At 72.1% G+C, this 1,655-nt stretch carries 2 protein-coding genes; both read right to left on the bottom strand.

Features of this window, described 5'->3' with window-relative positions; all coding sequences use genetic code 11:
- Window positions 1-105 precede the first annotated feature (105 nt).
- Complete coding sequence (locus tag ACWDX9_RS63030) at window positions 106-1,401, bottom strand: hemolysin family protein (RefSeq protein WP_449973403.1); 1,296 nt, start codon at window positions 1,399-1,401, stop codon at window positions 106-108.
- A 65-nt stretch (window positions 1,402-1,466) separates the two neighbouring features.
- Window positions 1,467-1,655 (bottom strand): hypothetical protein (locus ACWDX9_RS63035; RefSeq protein ID WP_449973404.1); only part of this gene is annotated, 189 nt, incomplete at its 5' end.

The raw sequence follows: 1,655 nt of genomic DNA on the forward strand, positions 1-1,655 counted from the left end.
GCGTGCTTCGTGGTGGCGGAGGCGGTCCGGCTCGGGCGGCCGGTCCCGCGCGGCCAACAGGCCGGCTCGGCGACGGCCGGCTCCGGCCGGATCCGCCGCTCCGGTCTACGCGTCCTGTTCCGCGGCGTCGGGTACGGCGACCGGATGCAGGCGGACCTGCGTGATCGCGTGGCGCTCGACCCCGAGGACCTCGATGCGCCAGCCGGCCACGGTCACCGACTCGCCCGGCGCGGTCGGCACCCGTCCGAGCTCGGCCAGGACCAGACCCGCGACGGTGGTGTAGTCGCCCTCCGGCTGCCCCTCCAGGTGCACGTCCACGTCCGGCAGGTCGTGCACCGGGAAGCCGCCGGGCATCGTCAGCGTCCCGTCCTCGCCGCGCTGGACGGTCTCCAGGTCGCTGTCGGTCTCGTCGTAGATCTCGCCGACCACCTCTTCGAGGAGGTCCTCCAGGGTGACGATGCCGTCCACGGCGCCGCGTTCGTCGACGACGAGGGCGAACTGCTGGCGTTCGGCCTTGAAGCGGCGCAGCGCGTCGGAGACGTGCAGGCTCTCGGGGAGGACCAGGGCGGGCCGGGCGACGTCCGCGGCGGCCTCGGCGTCCTGGGTGAGCAGGTCGCGCAGGTTGGCGATGCCGAGCGTGTCGTCCAGGTTGCGCCCGCGGACGACCGGCGCGCGCGAGTGCCCGGACGCCGCCAGTTCGGCCGCGGCCTGCCGGAGCGGGGTGCCGGCCTCGATCGTGAACACCTGGCGCGGGGGCACCAGGACCTCGCGCAGCACCCGTTCGGTGATCTCGACGGCGCCGGAGATGATCAGCCGCTGCTCCGGGGTGAAGCCGCGATGGACGCTGACCAGATCGCGGATCTCCTCCGGGCTCATCTCCTCCCGGTGCAGGTCGGGGTCCCCGCCCATCAACCGGACCGTCACGTCGGTGGACTTGCCCAGCGCCCAGATGACCGGCCGCGACATGCTCCCCAGCACGCTCAGCGGACGGGCGACCAGCAGCGCCCAGGTCTCCGCGCGCTGCATCGCCACCCGCTTGGGCGCCAGCTCGCCGAACACCAGGGTGAGGAACGTCAGCACCAGGGTGACGAGGATGATCGCCACCGGACCGGCCGCGCCGCCGAGGAAGGACAGCAGCGGCACCAGGGGTTCGGACAGGGTCACCGCCGCGGTGGCGGAGGCGAGGAATCCGGCCAGGGTGATGCCGATCTGGATGGTCGCCAGGAACTGGTTCGGGTCGCGGGCCAGCTTGGCCAGCACCCGTCCTCCGCTGCTGTGCTGCTCCAGGCGGCGCAGTTGGCCCTCCCGCAGGGAGACCAGCGCGAGCTCGCTTCCGGCGAACACCGCATTGATCACGATGAGGACCGCGACCAGGGCGAGTTGCACCCAATAACCATCCACGAAAGGGGTTCCTCCAGACGCCATGACACTTGCCGTATTGCGCAACTATAAAACAAGTGTGGCGCCTACGGCGTTCTGCGGCCTCTGTCCTGGAATCTCCGGCGGGTGATGGCCAGCAACGCGCCCCCGTACAGGCCGACCACCGCCAGCAGCCACAGGTAGCTCGTGGCGGGCAGCGCGACCAGCCCGAACGCGCTCGCCAGCGGCGAGAGCGGCAACAGCAGGCCGACCGCGGCGAGCGCGCCCGTGGCCAG

It is taken from the genome of Nonomuraea sp. NPDC003201 (assembly GCF_053590415.1).